Genomic DNA, 21,209 nt, shown 5'->3' on the forward strand with positions numbered 1-21,209 from the left:
CATTAATTTTATTGGTATTATATTAAAAATTTAGAGAGGAGATTTTATAATGTTTAAGTGGTTTTTAAAAAAGATCAACAATAGAAAGGGCTTTACGCTTGTAGAGCTGGTAGTAGTTATTGCTATTCTAGGTATATTGTCTGCTATAGCTGTACCAAAATTTTCAGCTTCAAGAGAAAATGCTGCTAAGACTGCTCATAACGCCAATGTTAGGACTCTAGAAAGCGCAGCAAATATGTATATTGCAGAAAATGGTGTTCCTTCGGCAAATATGGATGCTGCTTCTACAAAAACTGCTTTAGACGGCAAATATGTACAAAAATGGCCATCACCAGCAAAAGGTACAGGTGATACAAATATTGATAATAAAGAATATGAAGTTACTATAGGAGCTGATGGTTCAGTAAATGTAACACCAATGGCTGTAAATTTACCATAATAATTATAAAAGCAAAAAAAAGAAGCATTGGGTACGGCTACTACTGCTTAAATCTAATAATGCTAAAGGAGGCTGCAAATGTACATACTAATTTTTACATTAGGCATCATTATAGGTTCCTTTCTCAATGTATGCATATATAGAATACCACGGGAAGAGTCCATAGTTTTCCCTTCTTCCCATTGCACCTATTGCAGTCATCCATTGGCATGGTATGATTTAATACCCATACTAAGTTTTTTATTCCTTCGTGGGAAATGCAGATATTGCGGGGGGGCCATCTCCCCACGGTATCCCATTGTGGAATTATTGAACGGAATCATATACTTATTAATCTTTTATCATTTTGGATTGTCCATTGATTTTATTTTCTTTGGCTTTATTATAAGCATTTTGATAGTAATAAGCTTTATAGACTATTATCATCAGATAATACCGGACAGCCTTATTTTAATGATATTAGCACTCTCTATCATACATAAAGCTCTTATATATTTTATTTATAAAGCCCCCATATCTTTTTTTGATAGTATTTCCGGCTTTGCCGGAGCAGGAGCCTTGTTTATTATAATTGCCTTGGTTTCCAACGGAGGTATGGGCGGCGGAGATATAAAGCTCATAGCAGTGATGGGCTTTATACTGGGATTGAAAAAAACGCTTTTAAATATATTATTATCCTTCCTTATAGGAGCTGTATTTTCTATATTTTTGCTCTTATCGGGAAAGAAGGGAAGAAAGGACGCCATACCCTTCGGGCCTTTTATATGTATATCCTTTTTCATCACTCTATTGTATGGCGAGAACATTATAGATTGGTATATTTTAAAATTGATTTTACAGAAATAATTTGTTGTTTTAACTGATATAAGAGTGCATTGTGAAGGAGCTTACAAAGCCTTGGTTCCGAAGCTCCGCAATCGTTATCAGTTAGTGCAACAGGTACATTGCAGGTGAATGAAGATTTCTTATCTAGGAGGAGCTTCTATGATAAAACGGCATAATAAAGGCTTTACTCTTATTGAGATTGTGGTTTCAATAACCTTATTGGCATTAATAGCCTTATTTATGCTGCCAATGTCCATCTATGGGGTACAATTTGCTAAATGGAATAATATAAAGCTTACTGCAATGAATCTTGCCTATTCACAGACAGAATGGCTTAAAACTTTAGAATACAAAGACGTAGGTCTGGACTCTTCTGGTTATTCTCCTAAAGGCATAGTCAAGGAAAATCTATACCTTAATGAAACCGGTTCTAATCCTAAAACAATCGAGGGCATAGATTATAGCTTCATAACGAGTATCTATTGGGAGAGTGCCAGATCCTCCACTGGTGATTTTATAGCAAATGCTTTAAAGAAAGCAGATGTGATTGTAAAAGCAAGAGATCCTATAACTGGATCAGAAAGGACATATTCCGTTATGGGCACTCTTATTGCTTTTGAGGGTGAGAGAACTCCTTCAAGCAATATACCTCTCAAGGTAAGGGTTATAACCGGCGAGGACTTTACAGAGCCTGCAAAGGGCGTAAAAATAATAGTAAATAATTTAAGCAATACTCTTGCTGCTTGGGGTAGGACTGACGACGAAGGGAAGGTGTACTTCACAGAGCTAAGCAATACAAAGTATAATGTGTTTCCTGAACAATGGGAGGCTGGCGATATGACTGCAAGGCCAACAGGGATTATTGGTGTTGCAAATGATGAGAATTGGAAGTATGAAGCTCAATTGGAGATAAAAGCTACCCCAGAAGATTTTATTAAGCAGGATTTTCATGTTGACTATCCCGGGTATATAGTTTTACCTGAATATCCTAAAGAACTTATGGATAATGCTTTAGTCAAGCTGAATCCTATCTATAACCCTCCGGAAGGTGCAGTAACCGGCTTTGATCTTGATACTAATCTCACAAAGCTCATTACAAAAAAAATATGGAGATCTTGGATATATGATTCGACCAAAGCAATAGTAAAAGGAACAGACTTATATTATTTTGTAGAAAATGATGACGGAAATCTTTGGGATGGTAAGTTTCAATATATAAAGGGAAGCGTAACAGAAAAAAAATTAAAGCTAGGCTTTGGCATAAAGGACGGCAGCTTTAAGCAGGAAACCGATGAAAGCATAACACTCAAAATAGAGTTTACTTCAGATATCAACAATATAGATACAATGATGTTTTCTATTTATGAGAGTGATACAGCTATCAATTACACAGACAAGAATATTGTTCAGGCTGTCAGCGGTAAAAACAATAAATTCCTAATAAATATCAAAACAACTGATAGAGTGACTGGGAATAGATTAAAATTTCAAATAGATAACAAGGAAGCAGGCACATTGATAAACTCTTATGGCATGAAACTTATTCAAGACAAAAATTACTGTATTTTAGATAGGGAGTCCTGAGTATGATTGAATATGATAAAAAGACCATTTGCAAAACGAAGGGCTTTACTTTAGTAGAACTGGTAATAGTAGTTCCTTTTATTGCTTTAATTTTCATATTGGCTTATAACATGTTCTTTCTTACTCAAAGAAGTTTTAGAAGCGTTGCTCAAAGCTATGATGCGGCAGAAGAACTAAGGATATTCCAGACAAATATTCAAAAGGAGGCAAATCAGGCAAAAAAAGGAGAAGAGGCTAAAGATGTGCTACATAGGATAAGTCAGGAAGAGTTATATATCTATACTGATGTTGATGACGATAATATACCTGAAATTGTAAGATATCGGTTGGTAAATAAAAAAATCTTAAGAGATGTAAAAAAGGCTATGGGTAATGAATATCCTTATAGCTATTCCGCCAGCTCATTTGGAGCAGCAAAACCTGTTCTGTCAAAAGTTGTTAATACAGATATTTTTTCTGCTCAGGAGGTTGTAAAGGAACCAAAATCTAATCAGGAAGCTAAAGACCATAGAAAAAAGTTAAAGCTAAAACTCGTGCTTTCAAAGGAAGGATACACTGAAAACATTGAGATACAGACTTATTTGGTTTCAAAAAGCAGGACGGAGGCAGAATAGAAAGGAGGGGGCTTTATGAATAAAATAGGCAATAACAAAGGTATATCAATCCCCTTAGTATTGATTGTAGCGCTTGTAACTATTATATTTGGTTTTACATCATTGAGAATGATAAATTCCGAGGCCAGATTTAATATAATCGATGATTCCAATAAAAAGGCAATAGAGTACGCAGAAGCGGGTTACAACAAATATTTATGGCATTTAAATGATGATGTGAACTATTATAGCACTCAAGCCAGCATTGATATACAAAACGTTCCCATCCCCTTTCAAGACGGATATTACGAGCTTGAGGTCACTAAGCCCAGTGATACTGACAGATTTATAACGATTAGATCAACAGGCTGGACAAAAACCAATCCTGATATAAAGAGAACTATAGAAGCTAAGATCAGGAAAAAACAATTTGTACATCATGTTTATGTCAGCGATGATGAAGGGAATAATATTTGGTGGACTACAGGTGATGAAAGCCATGGTCCCTATCATACAAATGGAGATCTAAGAATTCAGAAGAAACCTGTGTTTTATGATACGGTAACCTATAGCAAGACCTTATATAAAGGTACTGGATATAATCCTGACTTTAAAGTAAAAAGCCCAGCCCAGCCTGCGAAAGTGGATACTCTGGATTTTCCTCTTACAAATGCCGATTTGAAGAACTGGGCTGCTAAAGACAATATGGTATTTGAAGGCAGGACCTGCATATATTTAGATGGGGAAAATATAAAAATAAGGAATGGTAGAGATAAAGTTTCGGATATAAAGAATATCAATATAAGCAGCATTAAGAATAAAGTAATATATGTAGATAAAGCAGCTGGAGGCGGTACAGATAAATTCGATTTAAGATCCGGCAATGTATTTATCTCAGGAGAATTAAAGGGAGTTTTAACCATAGCTGCTAGCAATAACATATATATTACTTATGCAGATCCGACAAACTGGTATGATTATGATATAAGCAATATGACAGATAAAAATAATAAGCCGAATCAACCTCCCAAATCCTTTAGATGGAATAATAATACTTTTTATAATTATCCGGAAAATGGTGGTATAAAATATAAAACCACTACATTTACAGCTTCTTATAAACCAGCTGGGAAAGATCATTGGATAAGGGAAGCCAACGGTAAGGATATGTTAGGTTTAGTCGCAAACAATGATATTCTAATACTTCATTACGGATGGCCTAAAATGCCAATATCCAGTGATGGTGGTTATGCCTATTGGAGCTTTGAATGGAAATGGAAATCATCGGGGAGTCCAAAAAATTTATGGGTGCCTTCATCGACTGACAATGGTATGTATGATGTAGCACCAAAAGATGTAACTATCCATTCTGCATTATTTGCAGTTAATGGGGGCTTCGGTTATGAGCTTTATGAAGATAACTATTCAACTAGCGATACCCGAAAAGGTGATATAACATTATGGGGCAATATTACACAAAAAGTAAGAAAAGCAGTTGGTTTAATTGACACCACCGGCTATAACAAGAAATACTCACATGATCCGCGTATGTTCTATGACTATCCTCCCCATATATTGGAGCCTACAAACGTTGGCTGGGAGATACATGAATGGAAGGAAATAGATTAAAGAATTAAGAAGGGAGGTTTATATTTGAAATTATTTTCACTATTAAACAAAAATATCATCTCTATTGATTTAGGTTCTTATGAAACAAAGATTGTTCAAGGAAGCAGAAGCAAAGAAGAGATACAAATAAACAAATCATTTTCCTTTAATACTCCGCCTTCTTCATACGAAAACGGTAATATTAAAAACGAGCTTGTACTGCTGAATTCATTGAAGGAAGAGTTGAGAAAGAATAAGGTTCCACCAGGAACTTGTTATCTTAACATCAAGAGCAGTGCTATCATAACCAGAGAGATACCTTTCCCCGTTCTGGAGGATAAAGAAATAGAAGGCTTGCTGAAGTATCAGCTGCCTGAATATCTGCCTATGGATTACGGGAAATATGTTATTCAGCATAAGCCTATAGGCAGGATTACAAATCAGGAAACAGAAAAGCTGAATGTGCTGGTAGTAGCTATACCCAAGGATATGGTGGACATGCATTATAATCTTGTGAAGGAATTGGGGCTGAAGCCTGCCGTATTGGATTATCAATCCAACGGTATCTGGAAGCTTCTCAAATTTACTGATAATATCAATGGAAGCATAGCCCCTTCGGAAAAAACTATTGCCGCCATTGACCTAGGTTATGGCAGCACCAATATAACCATAATTGATAAAGGAACCATACAAACAAGTAGAGTTATAGATCTGGGCGGGCAGAGCCTGGACAATAATGCAGCAAGCCTTATAGCCGGCGATGAACTGACGCTAAAGAAGTCTGAAATTGAAGATGTGAGCACGGTAGAGGAAGGGTTTTCCGACTATAATAGGTATGTAAACATTGTTAAAACCAGCATTGAAGGAATAATGGACAGAATTGACAGGATATTCAAGTACTATATATCTAAAGAAGCGGACAATGAAATAGGAAGATTGCTTTTATATGGGGGACTGTCAAATATTAAAGGGGTAGACAAGCTGTTCTCAAATTATTTCGGAATTTCTGCTGCGGTACTGAATACTGCAAGCAAAATAAGATCAATCGATGATATTAATAAATACATTAATTGTGCGGGTGCATTGATCAGAGATGATGAGGTGTAATTGCTATGAAGGATTTAAACTTTTTTTCATCCTACAGCAAGAAAAACAATAAAAAAAGCTTTGATAAATCAATTATTCTATATAGTTTTGTAATACTGATATTAATTGGAGTTTTGTCATATGGTTTGTACAATTTTATATCTATTAAAAAGCTAAATCATGATATTGAAGCCTTAAAGATTGAAGCGGAGGCTAAAAATCAAGGCGCTAAGATAAAAGTTACCTTAAAAAAGCAGCAGGAGATAAATGCATATAAAGAGAGCATTTCAAAGCTTAGTGTTTTGGATAAATATGTTCGTGATCGAGATGTTGTCAATGAAATCCTTTTAGGAGATATAGGGGTAAATATACCTGCTGATTTATTTTTGGATTCAATGGTAATATCTCAAGACAATATAAGGATCGAAGGTAAGTCAAAGGACAAGGAGTCCATAGCTCAATTTCAGCATAATCTCAAAGGCATTGAAAGATTCGAACAGGTTTTCGTACCTCAGATGTTGGATATTGATGGCAATTATAGCTTTTATTTAGATATTAAGTTTAAGGAGGAGAAGCCTGATGGATCTGAGGCAAGCAAATAAAAGACCAATAAGAATGTTAAATATCAGCAAAAAGGAAAAAAATCTTCTCCTGCTATTATTCACAGCAATTCTTTTATGGGTTTCCTATAAGTATGTATTAACTCCGCAGAGCGAAACCTTAAACAGATTGAAAAATGAAAAGAATGTTTATGAAAGTCAATTATTCAAAACAGAAGAGTTTATAGCCGGAGAGAATACATTGAATAGGGAATGGGAAAACCTCAGTGCGGAGTATAAAATAATTTCTCAAAAATACTATCCAAATATAGATCAGCCTGAGGTTATGCATATGCTAAACAGTATAATAGATAATGGAAAGCTTGAGATACCAAGCATGAGTTTTAGTGAGCCTGAAGCTTTGGAGATGGAAGGCATAGAGGCAAATCACCTTGATATATCCCTTCCTTTTAGAGGCAACTTTATTGATTTGGAGCTGTTTTTATCCGAGTTAAGAAATAGTCCAAAAAAATTTTTAATAAACCAATTATCATTAACAAAGGAAAACGGCGATATGATTAGTGGGCAGATTTCAATGAGCGCTTTTGCCTATGGAGGAGAAAAGGCAACAGAAGACGGCTATTTTTATGTCAATGCCTATAATAGCCCAAACAAACCCAACCCCTTCACTGCCTTTGAAGGCTACGTGGAAGTGCCTGTTTATTCCGGAGATTCATCAGACGGTGAAACAGGAGAAAAAAGAGCATTGCTGGCTGATCTGGAAGATGATCATATTTATTATATGAGCACAGATTCAGGAGTTACAGGCAATGTCAGCAGGTTCGGCACAGCAAAGTATGGCAAGACTTCAATAAGGGCAGAGTATTTTATATCGACAGGCTATCAGCCTGAACGAGCTTATGTGGTCTTGGACGATCAAAATATCAATATCAAATATCCACCACCATCTATAGGAATATGGGCATTTTCTTATGGCTACTCTCCGGTAACAGTGGGCTTACGGTTTCAAGACATGGATGGAAGGAAGATCGACATAGAGCTGGAAAGGGGAGTAAACTGGACCGGATGGAAGTATATTTCCGCTTCTCCGCCTCAGGATATAAATATATATCCGTTGAAATTGGATAGAGTATATATGGAATTAGGGCCCAACAGAGATGACTATGGAGTTTTATTGTTTGATAGAATCGAGGCCAGTTATCCGTCGGAGGATAACAAAAAAGAAGGAATGCCCAGCTATGTTTTTTATGTGGTAAAACCCGGAGATACCTTGATGAGCATAAGCGAAAGCTTTTACGGCTCCAAGTCTCAGTATAAAAAACTGATGAAGGATAACGGGCTGGCTGAGGATTCAAAGCTTGAGGCTGGAAAGATATTGGTAATACAAAAATAAAGGGAAGAGGTGATGATGGTGGAAAGAAATATCAGATTGATTTCAATGATAACTTGCTTATTTTATGGGCTCATGCTTTTCCCTGCATTATTTGTAAATGCCGCCAATGATAATGACGCTTATAAAGCCGGCTACAGCAGTGGGCTGTGGGAAGGCATAGACGCTGCTTACAGCGATCTGGAAGATGTGAAGTCAAAGAATTATTATAAAGCTATGCCAAAGGACGCGGATATTATAGCAAATTATGATTTGGATAAAGAAACCTCAACCTATAGGATAAATTTTGTCAGAGGCTTTAAGGATGGTTTTAGAGAAGGCTACAATACGACTTATGATAACCCAAAGGTTGAGGCTAAGCCTACAAACTATGATGAGGCTCTTGGCTATCAGATGGGAGAAGTCAGCGGTTATAATGATTATTATGCAGGCAAAAGCAACAAGTGGACAAATGCAGTTCCCAGCACGACAAAATTGATAGAAATGTTCCAGCTTACTAATGAGCCTAATGCTTATAAGAATAGTTTTGTCACCAATTTTAAAGCTAAGTTTCAAGAGGGCTATGAAACTGCATATAGAAAAGCCAAATACGAACCTTTTAAAGCTGCCATAGAAAGAGGTGCAGCGGATGGGGCTAAATTTGGAGAAATACTGGGTGCTAATTGGGGCAGGACAGATTACTATAGCAGCAGCATTAACCAATGGGATAGAGATTTGCCCTCTGATGATGAGATTAAATCAGTTTTCTTATTGGACAATGATCTGGATGATTATTCCAAGGCTTTCTTATCTGCCTTCAAGGAAAGCTATAGAATCAAATATGAGGAAGCCTATAGAACCGCAAATGTGAATTACAATCTTCTTGTTTTTGAGAAGGGTTATTCTCATGGAAAGAACATTGGCCTTGTAAAAGGTGAGAGCTTGGCCAGAATTGATCTTCTTATGGGCAAGAGCAACGATGAGAACAGGCATAATTTCAGCGATAATAATATAATCAATGAATATAAGCTGTTTAATGAATATGAAAAGTATAGAGAGGGATTCATAAGCGGCTTCAGAGAAGGAACCAAAACTGGATATATGGCTGTATATCAGAGTTCAAACTTTGAAAATTTTATGAGCAAGGCAGAGACGCAGGTAGTATCTATAAACGGTGCTCAAGTATTATCCCGGGATAATAAGATGTCCCTCAATATTGACAAGGGCATATTCTATAATGATATTGCAGTTTCTATAGATAGGCTTATAGGAACGAATATGAATATAAAAATGCCTTCTAAGGATAGGTATGTTAAGTCATCAGAGCTTTATAACATCAGAGTGGCAAGCTCCTATGACGGTCTGAACCGTGATAAGCCCATAAAGTTGAGCTTTGATTATTACGGCCCCCAAAGCGGCGGCATCTATAAATATCTAAATGACAACTGGTATTATCTGACAAGTAAAATTGACGCTAATAGCATCACTGCGTTCATAAACCCTGAATCCATTACTAACAGCAGCGGAACCTATGCCGTATTTATAGATACTAAAGCATGGAATCCTGATGATCTAAGAGGACATTGGGCCAAGGATGAGATTGTAACCTATTTGAGGCGTGGAATTGCAGGAGCATTTGAAGATAACACCTTCAGGCCTGACATCCCTATAACGAAGGCCCAGCTGCTCTCTTCGATGAGCAAGGTTTTCAAATGGGATATTAAATCTGCTGAGAAAGAGGTTGCGGCACTTCAAAAAGTGGCTGATTATAAGGACGTGGAGCCATATAAGGAACTGGCAGCTTATTGTGTAAAGAAGGATTATCTTAAAGTAAGCCCGGAGAACACCATTAGAATAAATAGTCAAGTGAGCTACAAGGAAGCAGAAGCCATGATGAAATTGGCAATGGGGAATAAAAATTTCTCCTGGGCTGGAGTGGCAGAAAAAATTATGAAGAACAAGGATAAGCGATCTGCGAGTTACGATTCTATGGATGAACATATAACCCGGGCAGAGGCTGTTTATATGCTTTATTATATGACAGAATGATATTTTAAAAGGGATGCAGCATGTAAGCGATATTATCGCATATGCTGCATCCCTTATATTTTTTTGCCATAACCGATATAAATTTTTCATATTTGATGAAAAAATAGAGGAATTATGCAACTTGTAGTGAATATATTAAGAGAATTGCAGAAAATACTATAAATGGTGTGTAATATGAGCATGAAGACAAGACTTAATTTGGGTTTTACCATTATTGAAATAATATTTTCTCTCGCTGTATTTGCTGTTTTATTCATCGCTATTTCCTCTCTAATGCTTACAACATTAAAAGTCTCCCAGAGTGCAAAGTATCAATACCAGGCTACATCCTTGGCTCAAAAGCGCTTTGAAGAAATAAAAGCTTCAAAAACCGTAGAGACTGGGTTAAAGAATTATGAGTGCGATGAATATAAAATATCGGAGGAAATTCAGGCTGTGGAAGAATATAATGGCAGAGTATACAAGGTGATTATCAAAGTCTCGCGAGAGGAAGAGGTTCTTGATATCATAGAAGGACTAAAAATAATCGTACCGTAGAGGTGGAGTTGTGAATTGCCTAAGCAGAATAATAAAGGGTCAGTAATGGCATTAGTTTTGCTTATGAGTTCTGTAGTCATAGCTGCCAGCACGGCATTGCTATCTACATCTGTAATGAATTATAAGATGAAAAGATTGAACAGCAGAGTAAAGAGAACCTTTTACTCTGCAGAAGGGGTTTTGGATGAGGCATATGTCATTACATTCAATTTTATTGAGTCTGCACTGGAATATGCCTGTGATAAGGAAAATTTCAGAGATGCATATTTAAATTTTATAAAGGGAAATTGCGAAGAATCAGGATCAGATAATGGTTTGATCAAATCACTGAAAGATAAGAGCAATTATTTAATATATAAAGGAAGCAATACTGCAATAGATGCTGAGCTCCTTGATAAAAGTGACTATATGCAGCTGGAAGTGGTATCATGCTGTACTGATGACAAAATTGAGAAAAAATTGAAGCTTATTTGCCGAATGATGATACCAGGATATGAGGTCTCGCCTGATGAGATAAGTGCAGAAGATTTAATTTGCATTATTGAATGGAAATTAGAAAGGTAGAACTGCAATATGAGAAACAAAGGTTTTACAATAATGGAACTTCTTATTTCCTTGCCTTTGTTTGGAATGATAATCATACTAATTTTTTCTGTTACTTCTTCAAATATGCGTACGATAAACAATCTAGATAAAGATGTTGAACTTCAGCAGCAGGCTCAATTTATATTCGGTTTTATGGAAGAAAAGATAATTGAGTCAACGGGCGTTATTTATTTAGAGGATATGAAAGGGTTTCAAAAACATAATACAAAGGACAAGGTATATTTAAAAAAGATCATATTCAAGAATTTACCGGTAGGGAGGGATTATCCCCATAGGAAGGATAAGGGATATATTTTTTTATTAAGCAAGGATCCTGAATGTAATTATTTTAATCTGAAATATGGTGTTGGAGTGATGGGAGGGGCGTCGGATGAGGTCGGCAACTATATTGAAAGCATGGAGGCTGAGCCTATACCCGCAGATAAAAATTTCAATGAAGCAGATGGCATATTCTTGAGGATTAATTTTTTATTAGATGGGTATGCTTCATCCTTTGAGAGCTCATTTTATTATAGAAATGCCGGCGGGAGGGTCTGATATTGCGCCAGCTTCAAGGAGAAAAGGGACTTACCATAGTTGAATTGATTGTTGTAATAGGTATCTTATCCTTAGCTTTGTCTATTGCCTTACCCAGGTTGGATACCGGTACATATAGGCTTCTTGCTGCTTCAAAGATATTAAGAGATGATATAAGATATGTAAGGTACATGAAAATGACCGAAGGACAAAATTTGCGGATTCTCTTTCAAAGGAAGAAATATCATTTGCTTGAAGGCACTAAAGTTGTAAAGGAAGTAACGCTTGAAAGTGGGTTTTCATTATATCAGAATTTCAAAGACAGCCAAATAGCTTTTTCCTTCAATGGGGCGCCTTCAACCAGCGGAGGGACTGCTACATTGGTGAACGATAAGGATAAAAAGTATTGCAAGGTAACTGTTGTTCCTGGGACTGGAAGGATTATATTGAAAAATAAAGTTTATAACGGGTATAAATAAATAAACGAGGAGGATAATTATGTTTTATTTGAAGAATTATATGGAGGAAGTAGTAAGTTCGAAGATTGATGCCGTTATCAGCCCAATGAATGTTTGCAAGTGCGAAAAATGCAAGATGGACATAATGGCTATTGCTTTGAATCACCTGCCGCCTCGCTATATAGTTACGGAAAGAGGCGGCCTATATTCGAAGCTGAGGGAATTGGAATTTCAGTTCGAGGTGGATGTTCAAACTGAAATAGTCAAAGCCGCATTGATTGTCGGCAATAATAATAGGCATCAGGATAATGAAGTATAGCAAATTATCATATAAATATTTTCTGTTCTAATAGGAAAAATTATGATAATATTAAAAGAGAGTTTTTGAGGGGGTAATAAGCTTGTTAAAGAGAATAGATCGAATCAGAGAAATTTTAAAATCTATCAATGCAGACAGTATTATCGCATATTCACCTGAGAATAGAAGATACCTAAGCGGTTTTACCGGTTCTACCGGCTATGCAGTCATCAGTGATAAAAATGCGGGCTTTATCACTGATTTCAGGTATACCGAACAGGCAAAGAGCCAGTGCAAAGGCTTTGAAATAATTAAAAATGAAAGCCCTGTATCTGAATACATAGCTGATACGATAAAAAAATATGGCATAAGCAGACTCGCATATGAAGATTCTTATATGACTGTTGCTTTTTATGAGCAGTTGAGAGATAAGCTTAGCGGAGTAGAAATGGTTCCTCTTAAGGAAGCGGACGGAGAAATACGTATCATAAAAGATGAAGAGGAATTAAGCAATATTAAAAAAGCCGCTGAGATTGCCGACTCTGCTTTTACACACATTTTAGGCTTCATAAAGCCAGGTATTACTGAAAATGAAGTAGCTTTGGAGCTGGAGTATTTCATGAAGAAAAGCGGAGCTTCCGGTAATTCCTTTGAATCTATAGTTGCATCGGGACTTAGGTCTTCTATGCCTCACGGAGTTGCTTCAGATAAAGAAATAAATAATGGAGACTTATTGACCTTAGACTTCGGATGTGTATATAATGGATATTGTTCAGATATGACAAGGACGATTGTGGTTGGCAAAGCTAATGATGAACAAAAAAAGATCTATGATATAGTGTTGAGAGCGCAGATGGAAGCTTTGCTGCATATAAAAGCCGGGGTATTGGGCAAGGATGTTGACAAGATCGCCAGAAATATAATAGGCGATGCAGGTTATGGGGACAATTTCGGCCATGGCCTGGGCCATGGTGTCGGTCTGGCTGTACATGAAGAGCCAAGGCTATCGATATCAGGCAATAGAGTTCTTGAGAAAAACATGGTGGTTACAGACGAACCGGGCATATACATTCCTGGATTCGGAGGAGTTCGTATTGAGGACCTGGTTGTAGTAGGAGAAGATGGCCCCGTTGTTTACAGCATGTCGCCTAAAGGACTCATAGAGCTGTAATTTTTAAGCCCTTAGAGGTAATAATATATTTATATGGTTAATTAGGAGGGATACATTTTATGGTATCAGCAAGTGAATTTAGGAAAGGTTTGACTTTTGAAATGGATGGCCAGGTATATATGGTTATTGATTTTCAACATGTGAAGCCAGGCAAAGGAGCAGCCTTCGTCAGGACAAAAATCAAAAATATCATGAATGGCGGAGTTGTAGAAAAATCTTTTAACCCAACAGATAAATACCCTAAAGCTCATATTGAGAGAAAAGAAATGCAATATCTATATGAAGATGGCGGTTTATACTATTTCATGGATAATGAAACCTATGAACAAATGCCATTGAATAAAGAACAGGTTGAGGATGCAATAATGTATATAAAACCCAATGATATTGCCATTATAAAATTCTACAAAGGAGATGCTTTCTCAGTTGAAGCAGAGAATTTTGTAGAGTTGGAAGTCACACACACTGAACCTGGATTCAAAGGCGATACCGCAACAGGAGCTACCAAGCCTGCCACATTAGAAACCGGTATTGTAGTAAATGTTCCTTTGTTTATTAATACAGGGGATAGAGTAAGGGTAGATACAAGAACAGGGGAGTATATGGAAAGGCTTTAGTGGAATAATAAGAGAGGCTTCTATTAAAGTATTGAGAACCGTTTGAAGAAAACCATAACGGAAAGCTTATATTTAACAAAAATTAGACTTTCCTTTGGCTTATAAAAAAATGAAAAGAAGGAGATGAACTCGATGGAATACCTATATGAAAGAGTTGCTTACCTCAGAGGTTTAGTTGAAGGTTTAGGCATCGAAAACAGCACTAAGGAAGGAAAAGTAATCACAAACATCATTGATGTACTCAGTGATTTTGCCGATGCTATAAATGAATTGAATGAATCCCAGGAAGAATTGGATGAATATGTAGAAGCTATAGATGAAGATTTATCCAATGTTGAAGATGAGCTTTTTGATGAAGACGAAGATGATTATGAAGATGACGACTATGGCTTCATTGAAGTTGAATGTCCTCATTGCAATGAATATGTATATTTGGATGAAGAAGTTCTAGACAAGGGAGAAGAAGTTCTTTGCCCAAATTGCCATGAACCCATTGAAATAGATATGGACTGCTGCCATCACGATTGCTGCTGTGATGAATAATATATAATATTTAAAACTTCCGAGAATTGTTTTCTCGGAAGTTTTTTTATCTTTAAAGCGTAATTTTTTAAGAATACCTGTCATATTATTAGTACAAATCAAATAATAATTTGAGGAGAGGACAAACTTGCAGCATAAAAAACCCATGGATGAAGTTATGAATTTTCTGCCGCCTAAGATACAACAGATGATAAAAAAATGCACCTCTGAGCAAATGGCATATGCAGAGGAAATAAGATTGAGATTAAATAAGCCCCTGATAGTATCGGGAGGTTATTGGAGCCTATTTATGGATGGCTATGGTGAGTTAACAAATGAAGTCGGCAGAGCCTATGTAGTGACAATAGAGGATGTTAAAAAGGCATCAGAGATTATTCAAGGTTTTTCTGTCTATTCTTTTGGAGAAGAATTAAAAAACGGTTATATTACAATTCCAGGCGGCCATAGGGTAGGAATTTCCGGCAGGGCAGTGATAGAGAATGGAAATGTTAAAACTATCAAGGACATTTCCTTTATTAATTATAGGATAGCAAAGGAAATCCCGGGGGCAGGGAATGAGGTAATACCTCATATTGTTGCTTCTCCGTCAAGCGTATATAACACCTTGATCATGTCACCTCCCCAATGCGGTAAAACTACTTTGCTAAGGGATATAATCAGGCAGCTGAGCAATGGTGTTCATTCAATAAATGTGACCGGCTTCAAGGTCGGTTTGATAGATGAAAGATCGGAGATTGCGGCATGCTTTATGGGGGCACCGCGAAATGATGTAGGGATCAGAACAGATGTTTTGGATGCTTGCCCCAAATCCCAAGGCATAATCATGATGATAAGATCCATGTCGCCTGATATTATTGCAACCGATGAAATCGGCAAAAAAGAAGATGCTGATGCTCTTCTTGAAGGTGCTAATGCAGGGGTAAAGATTATTGCCACAATGCATGGAAATGACATAGAGGACCTTCAAAAAAAGATAGAACTGCAAAAAATACACTGCAACTTCTTCGAAAGGATAATAATTTTAGGGAGAAGTCAAGGAGTAGGGACTATTGAAAAAATTTATGACAGGGAGGGAAGAGTGCTTTATTTAAATACTAAGCAGGGGGTAGGCAGTCAATGATAAAAATAATAGGTTCCTTGCTGATAATCCTTTCAAGCGGTTTACTGGGAATTATTATGTCGAGAAAGTATAGCATAAGGCCCAAAGAGTTGAAAAAGCTAAGATTTTCTCTGCAAATGCTTGAAACAGAAATCGTATATGGTGCTACTCCTATTCCTTATGCTTGCTATAATGTGGGATGCAAAAGCGATACACCCTGGAATAATTTTTTTCTTGCTGTCTCTGAGAATCTTTTAAAAAGAAGGTTTTTCAGCATGGAGGAAGCGTGGAATCAAGCTATGCAGGACAGTTTATCCAATTCATATATAAGTGCAATTGATAGGGAGCTCTTAGAAAGCTTTGGCAGAGTTATTGGGAAATCGGACATTGATGATCAGAAAAAACTTTTCAAGCTTTTTTATACCCAATTGGAACATCATGAAAAAGCAGCTGAGGATGAGAGACGGAATAATGAGAAAATGTATAAAAGTATGGGTTTTTTACTTGGCGCAGCCATACTGATTATATTGGTTTAATGGAGGTCTACAAATGGATGTAAATTTAATTTTCAAAATTGCAGCTATTGGAATAGTGATTGCCGTATTAAATAATGTGCTTATCCGTTCTGGCAGGGAAGAAATGGCAATGATGACTACTCTAACAGGAATAGTGGTGGTTCTGATGATGGTGATAAGCCTTATCAGCCGCCTCTTTGATACTGTTAGAACCATGTTCCAGCTGTAGGTGATGGTATGAATATAATGCAAATTGTTGCCCTGGGTATTGTTGCTGCAATTTTAGCCATTGTTTTGAAAGAATACAGACCTGAACTGGCTATGCAAGTAAGCATTGCAGCAGGTTTGATCATATTCATTTCAATGCTGAGCAAGTTTACGCAGGTTTTAGAAGTGCTAAAAAGCTATGCGGTTAAGGCAGAAGTAGATATATTATATTTTTCAATAATATTAAAAGTGATCGGAATAGCTTACATTACTGAGTTCGGTGCTCAGGTATGCAGGGATTCAGGAGAAGGTTCCATTGCTTCAAAGATTGAATTCGCAGGGAAGGTTTTAATCATGGCAATTGCAGTACCAATATATGCTGCTTTGTTTGATATCATAATAAAGATTATGCCATGAAGGTGATAAGACATGAGAAGAAGATTATTTTTAATATGCCTTTTAATATTCTTAACTTTAGGCAGCGTACATGCAGATGGAATGGAAAACCTTCTGGATGAGCAGCTAAATCAACTGAATCTGGATGAAATACAGAGATTTGCTGATGATATTGTGCTCAACTCGGAAGGTATGATCACTGAAATAAGCATCAAAGAAATAATAAAATCTGTATATATAGATTCAGGTTCTTTAAGTCTTAAAGCAATATTCAGCAAGCTATGGCTGTTTTTATGGAGAGAGTTGGCACAGAACCTTGATCTCCTCGGAAAGATAATGATATTGTCCGTTTTTTGTGCAATCCTTCAAAATCTTCATGCCGGATTCGATGATGAATCTGTCGGCAAGATAGCATACAGCGTGTGTTATGTGCTCATCATCATTCTTGCTATAGGCAGCTTCAGCATAGTTAGCAAATTATGCATAAACACCATAGATAAGATGGTGAGCTTCATGCAATCTTTATTGCCTACATTGATAACATTGCTTTTGTCTGTGGGAGGCATAACTTCATCATCCTTGTTTCAACCTATCGTTTATACTTCTTTGACTTTAATTGCGACCATTATAAAAATAACAGTGATACCTATGGTTATGTTTTCTGCTGTCTTGTCCATTGTAAGCAATATTTCAGAGAAGATAAAAATATCAAAGCTTGCATCATTAGTAAGAGGTGTGGCTGTGGGCATGCTGGGCATAATGCTCACAATATTTACAGGAATTATTTCGGTGCAGGGATTAGCATCATCATCATTGGATGGTTTGGCTGCAAAGACAGCAAAATTTGCGGTTGACAGCTTCGTACCTATTATTGGAGATTTTTTATCGGAAGCATTTGACACGGTCATAAGCTGCTCCCTGATAATTAAAAACGGCATAAGCATTGCAGGACTTTTTATAATATTGATGATATGTCTTTTCCCATTGATAAAAATTTTCTCTATTTTTGCTATCTATAAGGTTTCAGGTGCATTAATACAGCCCATTGTGGATAATGAATTGGTACAATGCATTAATGATATCAGCACTTCCATATTTATTATGCTATGCTGTGTAGTTTCGGTAGGCATATTATTTTTTATTTCAATAACGGTGATTATGGGAATAGGAAATATGACTGTTATGATGAGGTAGGTGATCTTTATTGATTGAGCTTTTGAAGCCATGGGTTATAAACATTGTTGTAATTACAATATTTGTTATCATAGCTGATATAATCCTGCCGGAAGGGAGTATAAAGCGGTATGTAAGGGTCATCATAGGAATTTTTGTGCTGCTGGCCATCATACAACCCTTAATAAACATAAAAAATATCAGATTTGATTTCGAAAAAAGCTATTTGGAAACCAGCATAAAATTGGACAGCAAAAGTGACATAAAGGATAAAGAAGTTCTGAGCGCATATCAGAAGGATAAGGCTCTGGAGATTTATGAATCAAAGCTTATAGAGCAGATAATAACAGCGGTTTCATATAAAAAGTCCATTGATAAAAAAAATATAGAAGTGATATTAAATATAAATAAAGATAAGCAAAGCAGTGAATTTGGATTGCTGAACAATGTTAAAGTTATAATCTGTCCAGGTGAAGAAATGAGCCAAATTGAAAAAATAAAAAAAGTAAAGATAGGAAATGATGAAAAGGTAATTTATAAGGAAGAGAAGGAATATAATTTGAATGAAAAGACATCGTCAGATGAGATATGCGAAATGTTGAGCAAAATGCTCGGCATAGATAAAAATAAAATACAAGTAAAACTTGCCGTCGAAAAAGAGTAGGGGGTTCTTATATGAAAATACTTGAATGGCTTAAAGAAAAATTTATGATAGACAATAACAAGAAGCTATACACCAATATTATGATCTTGCTTTGCATGGGAGTTGCTTTAGTAATAGTTGCAAATTTCTATAATGATATGGCTAAAGACAGCAAGAGTTCTGAATTTGAGAGCTTTGACAGCAAGAATAAGGAGATGAATACTGATTACATGAATAGGGAAGATAACTATGGCTCAGAAATCGAAAAACAGCTTTCTTCCATACTCAGTAAAATATCAGGGGCAGGCAAGGTATCAGTTATGATAACCTATGAGAGCGGAAAAGAATTGGTAACACAAAAAGATAATTCACGCGTAGATAAAATAACCGATGAAAAAGATACAAATGGAGGCACAAGGGTTATAAATGAATCCAGCATTGATGATAAAACAGTAATGGTAAACCAACAGGGAGGCAGTTCTCAGCCTATAGTAGTAAAAGAAATAAATCCTGAAATCAAGGGGGTAATCGTAGTAGCGGAAGGTGCCAGGAATTCTAAAGTTAAGCTAAAAATCAGTGAAGCAGTTCAAACTGTTCTTGATGTTCCTGCTTACAGAGTAACTGTACTTGAAACAAATAAATAGGGGGTATAATGTATGAAATTTAAACTGAGCAGAAAAACAATTGCTATTTGTTCCCTTGTTTTAATGTTATTTGTAGTCGGATATGCATATAATGCGTTCATGAGCACAAAATATGAAACATTGGGATTTGATATCGATGAAAATGATTTATCCGAATTCCCTGCTGATATTGATGCTGCCGAAGTTGCAGGCAATAACAAGGCGGGCAGCGTGACAGTAGTAGAGAGCAAGGAAGAGGATGATCAGGAGGTTTCTTCATTTTTCACCGAATACAAGCTTGAAAGAGATAAGAACAGGACAAAGGAATATGATATGTGGCAGAATATTATAGACAGCGATAAAGCTGAGCCCACTTTTAAAACCCTTGCCCAAGAGGAAATTGTAAAGATTGTTGCTTTGACGGAAAAAGAGATGATAATTGAAAACTTGATTTTAGCCCGCGGCTTCAAGGATGCTTTGGTTTTTCTGACAGACGATAGCGCTACAGTAGTAGTGGAAGCCAAAGAGTTAACTCCGGCAAGCGTAGCAAAAATACAGGATATCGTTATGACAAACACAAAGATACCGGCGAGCAATATTAAAATTATGCTAAAGGATTAGTTATATTTGTAAATTAAATATTATTCTGCTATAATACATATTAGGAAAAAATCCGAATAAACTGGGGGTGCATAATTTGCAAGGTGATAACAATATAAATGATTTTGGAGCTGTCAGGATTGCGGATGATGTGGTTGCGATAATTGCAGAAATAGCCGCTAAAGAGATAAAAGGTATTGTTGGAATGAGCGGCGGGATAGCCGATAGTATAACAGAAATGCTTGGGAAAAAAAGCCCTTCAAAAGGAATTAAAGTAGAAGTTGGTGAGAAGGAAACCGCTATAGATTTATATGTTATAGTTGAATATGGGGTCAGGATACCTGATATTGCATGGCAGGTTCAGGAAAATGTCAAAAAGGCTGTTGAAACTATGACAGGTCTTAATGTTGTTGAAGTAAATATTCATATACAGGGTGTAAATATAGAAAAAGAAACTAAAGAAGAAGATGGAACAGTAAGAGTAAAATAGCATTAAAAACTAACCCTCTGAATTATTCAGGGGGTTAGTTTAAATATTTCCATGAAAGGAGATACATATGAATATACTAGACAGGCTTTTGCTATTAGTTTTATCCATGCTCGTTGCAATTTTCTCTTTTTTGTTCATATTTTTGCCTCTGCCATTTTTGTCTTCCCAATATAGCGAAATGTTGCGCCGTTTTATCTTTGAGAGCAACGGTATGATCCTCATATCATTGATTTTATTGTTGTTGTCTTTGAGATTTATCTTTAAAATTACTTCATCAAGCACCAATTCCTATGATTATGTTTCTAAGGAAACAGAAATGGGTGAAATAAGAATATCTTTTAATACTATTAAGACTATTGCACTTTCAAATATAAGAAATATTGGCAGCATTAAAGAAGCAAAGATCCAGGTAAGCAATGAAGGCGGCGAAGTATCGATCGTTGTCACTGCCAGTTTTGCGATAGGCGCCGTCATACCCGAGATTTCGAAAGAGATACAGAGGAATATTAAGGAAACCATTGAAAGAACTGCAGAGATAAATGTAAAAGAAGTGGTTGTATTTGTTGATGATACAAATAATTCCGGCAAGAGAAGGGTAGGCTAG

At 36.4% G+C, this 21,209-nt stretch carries 27 protein-coding genes; all 27 read left to right on the top strand.

Translation table 11 applies throughout. From position 1 onward, the window contains the following. The first annotated feature begins 49 nt into the window (after positions 1-49). The 27 genes from LJD61_RS20310 to amaP all read left to right on the top strand — a co-directional run bounded on the left by LJD61_RS20310 (position 50) and on the right by amaP (position 21,209). Complete coding sequence (locus tag LJD61_RS20310) at positions 50-439, top strand: type II secretion system protein (protein ID WP_303740728.1); 390 nt, start codon at positions 50-52, stop codon at positions 437-439. 78 nt (positions 440-517) lie between these two features. Continuing rightward, complete coding sequence (locus LJD61_RS09640; protein WP_255227321.1) at positions 518-1,285, top strand: prepilin peptidase; 768 nt, start codon at positions 518-520, stop codon at positions 1,283-1,285. Between the two features lie 138 nt (positions 1,286-1,423). Beyond that, positions 1,424-2,848, top strand: coding sequence for a type IV pilus modification PilV family protein (locus tag LJD61_RS09645; protein ID WP_255227322.1), 1,425 nt, complete (start codon positions 1,424-1,426; stop codon positions 2,846-2,848). A gap of 2 nt (positions 2,849-2,850) precedes the next feature. Further along, a complete protein-coding gene (locus LJD61_RS09650) occupies positions 2,851-3,462 on the top strand; it encodes a PulJ/GspJ family protein (RefSeq protein WP_255227323.1) in 612 nt (203 codons plus the stop codon). A gap of 15 nt (positions 3,463-3,477) precedes the next feature. Next, positions 3,478-5,070 carry a hypothetical protein gene (locus LJD61_RS09655; RefSeq protein WP_255227324.1) on the top strand — a complete coding sequence of 531 codons (1,593 nt, stop codon included), beginning with the start codon at positions 3,478-3,480 and terminating at the stop codon, positions 5,068-5,070. Between the two features lie 24 nt (positions 5,071-5,094). Further along, positions 5,095-6,156, top strand: coding sequence for a pilus assembly protein PilM (gene pilM / locus LJD61_RS09660; protein WP_255227325.1), 1,062 nt, complete (start codon positions 5,095-5,097; stop codon positions 6,154-6,156). A 5-nt stretch (positions 6,157-6,161) separates the two neighbouring features. Beyond that, positions 6,162-6,737, top strand: a complete 576-nt coding sequence (locus tag LJD61_RS09665) for a PilN domain-containing protein (RefSeq protein WP_255227326.1) — start codon at positions 6,162-6,164, stop codon at positions 6,735-6,737. Continuing rightward, positions 6,715-8,088 (top strand): LysM peptidoglycan-binding domain-containing protein, encoded by a 1,374-nt coding sequence (locus LJD61_RS09670; protein WP_255227327.1) that lies wholly within the window; start codon positions 6,715-6,717, stop codon positions 8,086-8,088. The genes LJD61_RS09665 and LJD61_RS09670 overlap by 23 nt, the downstream gene beginning before the upstream one ends. Before the next feature lie 18 nt (positions 8,089-8,106). Beyond that, complete coding sequence (locus tag LJD61_RS20530) at positions 8,107-10,113, top strand: S-layer homology domain-containing protein (protein WP_255227328.1); 2,007 nt, start codon at positions 8,107-8,109, stop codon at positions 10,111-10,113. 180 nt (positions 10,114-10,293) lie between these two features. Further along, on the top strand, positions 10,294-10,650 hold the full coding sequence (locus LJD61_RS09680; RefSeq protein ID WP_255227329.1) for a type IV pilus modification PilV family protein: 357 nt from the start codon (positions 10,294-10,296) through the stop codon (positions 10,648-10,650). A 15-nt stretch (positions 10,651-10,665) separates the two neighbouring features. Continuing rightward, on the top strand, positions 10,666-11,214 hold the full coding sequence (locus tag LJD61_RS09685) for a hypothetical protein (protein WP_255227330.1): 549 nt from the start codon (positions 10,666-10,668) through the stop codon (positions 11,212-11,214). Positions 11,215-11,223: 9 nt separating this feature from the next. Beyond that, positions 11,224-11,793, top strand: coding sequence for a PulJ/GspJ family protein (locus LJD61_RS09690; protein WP_255227331.1), 570 nt, complete (start codon positions 11,224-11,226; stop codon positions 11,791-11,793). A 2-nt stretch (positions 11,794-11,795) separates the two neighbouring features. After that, entirely contained in the window at positions 11,796-12,251 is a 456-nt protein-coding gene (locus LJD61_RS09695) for a pilus assembly FimT family protein (RefSeq protein ID WP_255227332.1), read from the top strand. Between the two features lie 19 nt (positions 12,252-12,270). Next, complete coding sequence (locus LJD61_RS09700; protein ID WP_255227333.1) at positions 12,271-12,549, top strand: late competence development ComFB family protein; 279 nt, start codon at positions 12,271-12,273, stop codon at positions 12,547-12,549. A gap of 82 nt (positions 12,550-12,631) precedes the next feature. Next, a complete protein-coding gene (locus tag LJD61_RS09705) occupies positions 12,632-13,699 on the top strand; it encodes an aminopeptidase P family protein (protein WP_255227334.1) in 1,068 nt (355 codons plus the stop codon). A 59-nt stretch (positions 13,700-13,758) separates the two neighbouring features. Beyond that, positions 13,759-14,316, top strand: coding sequence for an elongation factor P (efp, locus tag LJD61_RS09710; RefSeq protein WP_255227335.1), 558 nt, complete (start codon positions 13,759-13,761; stop codon positions 14,314-14,316). 132 nt (positions 14,317-14,448) lie between these two features. After that, positions 14,449-14,859 carry a CD1247 N-terminal domain-containing protein gene (locus LJD61_RS09715; protein ID WP_255227336.1) on the top strand — a complete coding sequence of 137 codons (411 nt, stop codon included), beginning with the start codon at positions 14,449-14,451 and terminating at the stop codon, positions 14,857-14,859. A gap of 127 nt (positions 14,860-14,986) precedes the next feature. After that, on the top strand, positions 14,987-15,979 hold the full coding sequence (gene spoIIIAA, locus LJD61_RS09720) for a stage III sporulation protein AA (RefSeq protein ID WP_255227337.1): 993 nt from the start codon (positions 14,987-14,989) through the stop codon (positions 15,977-15,979). Beyond that, positions 15,976-16,494 carry a stage III sporulation protein SpoIIIAB gene (gene spoIIIAB, locus LJD61_RS09725; protein ID WP_255227338.1) on the top strand — a complete coding sequence of 173 codons (519 nt, stop codon included), beginning with the start codon at positions 15,976-15,978 and terminating at the stop codon, positions 16,492-16,494. Before spoIIIAA ends, spoIIIAB begins: the two co-directional genes overlap by 4 nt. A 13-nt stretch (positions 16,495-16,507) precedes the next feature. Beyond that, positions 16,508-16,702 carry a stage III sporulation protein AC gene (gene spoIIIAC, locus LJD61_RS09730; RefSeq protein WP_255227339.1) on the top strand — a complete coding sequence of 65 codons (195 nt, stop codon included), beginning with the start codon at positions 16,508-16,510 and terminating at the stop codon, positions 16,700-16,702. An 8-nt stretch (positions 16,703-16,710) separates the two neighbouring features. Then, positions 16,711-17,097: a stage III sporulation protein AD gene (spoIIIAD, locus tag LJD61_RS09735; RefSeq protein WP_255227340.1), complete on the top strand. Its 387-nt coding sequence runs from the start codon at positions 16,711-16,713 to the stop codon at positions 17,095-17,097. 12 nt (positions 17,098-17,109) lie between these two features. Beyond that, on the top strand, positions 17,110-18,270 hold the full coding sequence (spoIIIAE, locus tag LJD61_RS09740) for a stage III sporulation protein AE (protein WP_255227341.1): 1,161 nt from the start codon (positions 17,110-17,112) through the stop codon (positions 18,268-18,270). Between the two features lie 10 nt (positions 18,271-18,280). After that, entirely contained in the window at positions 18,281-18,913 is a 633-nt protein-coding gene (gene spoIIIAF / locus LJD61_RS09745) for a stage III sporulation protein AF (protein WP_255227342.1), read from the top strand. An 11-nt stretch (positions 18,914-18,924) separates the two neighbouring features. After that, a complete protein-coding gene (spoIIIAG, locus tag LJD61_RS09750) occupies positions 18,925-19,536 on the top strand; it encodes a stage III sporulation protein AG (RefSeq protein WP_255227343.1) in 612 nt (203 codons plus the stop codon). Positions 19,537-19,548: 12 nt separating this feature from the next. Further along, positions 19,549-20,136: a SpoIIIAH-like family protein gene (locus LJD61_RS09755; protein ID WP_255227344.1), complete on the top strand. Its 588-nt coding sequence runs from the start codon at positions 19,549-19,551 to the stop codon at positions 20,134-20,136. Positions 20,137-20,212: 76 nt separating this feature from the next. Beyond that, the gene (locus tag LJD61_RS09760) at positions 20,213-20,605 is read left to right on the top strand and encodes an Asp23/Gls24 family envelope stress response protein (RefSeq protein WP_255227345.1); all 393 of its coding nucleotides are present in this window, start codon (positions 20,213-20,215) and stop codon (positions 20,603-20,605) included. 67 nt (positions 20,606-20,672) lie between these two features. Then, entirely contained in the window at positions 20,673-21,209 is a 537-nt protein-coding gene (gene amaP, locus LJD61_RS09765) for an alkaline shock response membrane anchor protein AmaP (RefSeq protein WP_255227346.1), read from the top strand.

The organism is Lutispora saccharofermentans (genome assembly GCF_024363565.1).
GTDB classification, from domain to species: Bacteria; Bacillota; Clostridia; order Lutisporales; family Lutisporaceae; genus Lutispora; species Lutispora saccharofermentans.

Bases quoted from the DNA above. Each gene is read 5' to 3' on its own strand.
- LJD61_RS20310 (WP_303740728.1), top strand. From the start codon at position 50: ATGTTTAAGTGGTTTTTAAAAAAGATCAACAATAGAAAGGGCTTTACG.
- LJD61_RS09640 (WP_255227321.1), top strand. From the start codon at position 518: ATGTACATACTAATTTTTACATTAGGCATCATTATAGGTTCCTTTCTC.
- LJD61_RS09645 (WP_255227322.1), top strand. From the start codon at position 1,424: ATGATAAAACGGCATAATAAAGGCTTTACTCTTATTGAGATTGTGGTT.
- LJD61_RS09650 (WP_255227323.1), top strand. From the start codon at position 2,851: ATGATTGAATATGATAAAAAGACCATTTGCAAAACGAAGGGCTTTACT.
- LJD61_RS09655 (WP_255227324.1), top strand. From the start codon at position 3,478: ATGAATAAAATAGGCAATAACAAAGGTATATCAATCCCCTTAGTATTG.
- LJD61_RS09665 (WP_255227326.1), top strand. From the start codon at position 6,162: ATGAAGGATTTAAACTTTTTTTCATCCTACAGCAAGAAAAACAATAAA.
- LJD61_RS09670 (WP_255227327.1), top strand. From the start codon at position 6,715: ATGGATCTGAGGCAAGCAAATAAAAGACCAATAAGAATGTTAAATATC.
- LJD61_RS09680 (WP_255227329.1), top strand. From the start codon at position 10,294: ATGAAGACAAGACTTAATTTGGGTTTTACCATTATTGAAATAATATTT.
- LJD61_RS09690 (WP_255227331.1), top strand. From the start codon at position 11,224: ATGAGAAACAAAGGTTTTACAATAATGGAACTTCTTATTTCCTTGCCT.
- LJD61_RS09700 (WP_255227333.1), top strand. From the start codon at position 12,271: ATGTTTTATTTGAAGAATTATATGGAGGAAGTAGTAAGTTCGAAGATT.
- efp (WP_255227335.1), top strand. From the start codon at position 13,759: ATGGTATCAGCAAGTGAATTTAGGAAAGGTTTGACTTTTGAAATGGAT.
- LJD61_RS09715 (WP_255227336.1), top strand. From the start codon at position 14,449: ATGGAATACCTATATGAAAGAGTTGCTTACCTCAGAGGTTTAGTTGAA.
- spoIIIAB (WP_255227338.1), top strand. From the start codon at position 15,976: ATGATAAAAATAATAGGTTCCTTGCTGATAATCCTTTCAAGCGGTTTA.
- spoIIIAC (WP_255227339.1), top strand. From the start codon at position 16,508: ATGGATGTAAATTTAATTTTCAAAATTGCAGCTATTGGAATAGTGATT.
- spoIIIAD (WP_255227340.1), top strand. From the start codon at position 16,711: ATGAATATAATGCAAATTGTTGCCCTGGGTATTGTTGCTGCAATTTTA.
- spoIIIAE (WP_255227341.1), top strand. From the start codon at position 17,110: ATGAGAAGAAGATTATTTTTAATATGCCTTTTAATATTCTTAACTTTA.
- spoIIIAG (WP_255227343.1), top strand. From the start codon at position 18,925: ATGAAAATACTTGAATGGCTTAAAGAAAAATTTATGATAGACAATAAC.
- LJD61_RS09755 (WP_255227344.1), top strand. From the start codon at position 19,549: ATGAAATTTAAACTGAGCAGAAAAACAATTGCTATTTGTTCCCTTGTT.
- amaP (WP_255227346.1), top strand. From the start codon at position 20,673: ATGAATATACTAGACAGGCTTTTGCTATTAGTTTTATCCATGCTCGTT.